This window comes from Kiritimatiellales bacterium, from assembly GCA_041656295.1.
Lineage (GTDB): Bacteria > Verrucomicrobiota > Kiritimatiellia > Kiritimatiellales > Tichowtungiaceae > Tichowtungia.
Genome location: JBBADV010000046.1, coordinates 1 through 2,857, shown reverse-complemented (window position 1 = coordinate 2,857; position 2,857 = coordinate 1). Strand labels below are relative to the sequence as shown.

3 protein-coding genes are annotated in these 2,857 nt (G+C 52.4%); all 3 read left to right on the top strand.

All coding sequences use genetic code 11. The features are described from left to right. The coding region (locus WC959_12955) for a sulfatase-like hydrolase/transferase (GenBank protein MFA5690024.1) at positions 1–1,010 on the top strand (1,010 nt) is incomplete at its 5' end. Then, positions 1,007–2,476 carry a sulfatase gene (locus WC959_12950; protein MFA5690023.1) on the top strand — a complete coding sequence of 490 codons (1,470 nt, stop codon included), beginning with the start codon at positions 1,007–1,009 and terminating at the stop codon, positions 2,474–2,476. The genes WC959_12955 and WC959_12950, both read left to right, overlap by 4 nt. A 2-nt stretch (positions 2,477–2,478) precedes the next feature. Further along, positions 2,479–2,857, top strand: a 379-nt coding sequence (locus tag WC959_12945; protein ID MFA5690022.1) for an ADP-ribosylglycohydrolase family protein, incomplete at its 3' end; no start/stop codon positions are given.

The window sequence follows — 2,857 nt, the reverse complement described above, 5'->3', positions numbered from 1 at the left end:
TTTTAAACCGCCGCGACAAAAGCCGTCCGTTCATGCTGTGGTCGAGCTGGATTAAACCGCACCCGCCGTTTGAATCGCCGGCGCCGTGGTCAAAACTCTACCGTCCAGAGGAAGTTGGACATCCGTACCGCCCTGAAGACGGCGCAGAATTTTTAACCCTCTGGAATAAAATTCAAAACCGCTATAAATGGCGTGATGCCGGCATCGACGAAAATCTGATGCGTACCATGCGTGCAGCCTATCTGGGTTGTATATCATTCATAGATTATAATATCGGCCGTGTACTGGCAGCACTTGGAGATGAAGTGGATAATACGCTGATTATATTTGCATCGGATCACGGGGAGCTGCTTGGCGATTACAACAGCGTCGGCAAACGCTGTATGATTGATGCGTCGGTGCGCGTTCCGCTGATTGTGCGCTGGCCGAAAAATTTCAATGCCGGTGCACAGTGCGACACACCGGTGTCGCTGCTCGACATTCGTCCGACGTTCCTCGCCGCCGCCGGAATTAAAGACGACAAACAAACGCGCGGTTCCGATCTCGCCGCGGTTGCCGCCGGTGAAGAGAAAGATCGCGCTGTAGTGAGTCAGTTCCAGAAAAAAGATCTCGGGCTTTATATGCTGGCGACACGCGACCGGAAATATGTCTACAGCGCTGCCGACCGCAAAGAGCTGCTGCTCGATATCAGCGGCGATGCATTAAGTGCCGAGGAAAAAATTATGGATGCGCTGGCGGAAACCGCCGCGTTCCGGAAACAGCTCACCGGGATTTTAGAAAACGACGGCATTGAATACGCATCCGGAAACGGCGGGTGGAAAGAGTATCCGGCGCCGGATTTAGGATTGGATGATCCGGATTGCGGGTTGCTTTATCAGGACAGTGCGCGCGGCGGTGAAGTTCTGCAGGAACGCATTAATGAGCTGCCGGAGGAATATCGCCGGGATGTATATAAAACCGGCGAAGACGCCATTCAATTAATTCTAGGTACAATTAATTTAACAAAATGAATAATACATTAAAACATATGCTTCTGGTCTCCTCTTGCCTTTCGACAGTTTGTGCTGTTGCTGAAAAACCGAACATTGTGCTGTTTCTTGTGGACGATCTAGGCTGGGGCGATCTCGGATATAACGGCAGCACATTTCATCTGACACCGAACATCGATGCGTTCGCGCGCGAGTCAACCGTATTCAGTGATGCGTATGCCTATCCAACCTGCTCGCCGTCACGCGCCTGCCTGATCACTGGGCAGAATACGCCGCGCCATGGAATTTATCGCGTGGAGGCTTATAAGCCGGCACCGGAGCCGTACAAAAAATTGCGCGACGTGAAGAGCGGTCATTTTTATGAGGGTTCCGCGCCGACGATCGGTGATGTGATGAAACGCGCCGGATATACCTGCGGATATATCGGCAAATGGCACATGGGCGACCGTCCGGAAACGATGCCGCCGGGGCGCGGGTTTGATGTGAATATTGCCGGTTGCGGTTTTGGAAACCCGCCGTCCTATTTCAGTCCGTATAAAAATCCGGAACTTTCCGATGGGCCGGACGGCGAATATCTGCCGGAACGTCTGCTCGATGAAACTCTGAAGTTCATTAATGAACACAGCACCGGCGACCGCCCGTTCTTTTTAATTCACGCGACGTATCTCGTGCATCGTCCGGTTCAAGCGAAAGATGAATACACTGAACTGTTTAAAACCAGAACGCCGGATGCCGGACGGAGTAATCCTGAATATGCAGCGATGGTGTATGCCATGGATGTTGAATTCGGACGGCTGATGCAGGGCTTAAAAAACGCCGGCGTTTTCGAAAACACATTGATCGTGTTTATTTCGGATAACGGTGTGAATCCGGTGTGTGCCAAAGGAACGCCGCTGCGCAGTTGTAAGGCATCGGTTTATGAAGGCGGAATCCGCGTACCGATGATTGCACACTGGACTGGCAGAACAGCGCCTCAGGTGTGCAATGTTCCGGTTTCAATTCTTGATTTGCTGCCGACATTTCTGAGCGCCGCCGGAGGGACGGCGGATGGCTTAACGCTGGACGGAGAAAATATCCTGCCGCTTTTTTCCGGCGGAACGCTTCAGCGCGACGCACTCTACTGGCACCATCCGTGTTACACCATTCCGACAGTGTTTGTGGAAAACGTCCGTGAGAATTATGCGTACTGGGATGATGACGAAATGTTTATTCCGCCGGCAAATGAACGCGGTGACTGGGTGCGCCCGTGTTCTGTAATCCGCGCCGGCGATTATAAGCTCATTCACGAATACGAAACCGGCACTGACGAATTGTATAATTTAAAAACTGATTTGGGTGAGGAAAAGAATCTTGCAGCAGAGCTGCCGGAAAAAGTTTCTGAGCTGCGCGAAAAATTAACTGCATGGCTGAAAGAAATGGACGCCGTTATTCCGTGTGAACCGAATCCGGCGTACAATCCGGAATACCGGCAGCGTCCTGAAGAATAAGTATGGAAATTAAAAACTATCGTGAAAAAGTGATGGGCTGCTGGCTCGGCAAAGCCGTCGGCGGAACGCTCGGCATGCCGTACGAGGGGATGGACGGCCCGTTTGATTTAACGTTCTATGATCCGGTGCCGGCGGGCATGGTTCCGAATGACGATCTGGATTTGCAGGTGCTTTGGGCATGCCTGCTGGATCAGCAGAAATCGCCGGAAGTGAGCCGGACGCTGTTTGCCGGCGCGTGGCGGAATAACATTAATTTTCCGTGGGACGAATACGGCGTGTGCATCCGCAATCTGCGCGAAGGCATTGAACCTCCGCTGAGCGGATCGTTCGACAACTGGTTTATCAACGGCATGGGCGCCGCCATCCGCAGTGAAATCTGGG

What these genes read in the sequence shown, in the direction of transcription:
- WC959_12950 (MFA5690023.1), top strand. Translation starts at nt 1,007, where the DNA reads ATGAATAATACATTAAAACATATGCTTCTGGTCTCCTCTTGCCTTTCG.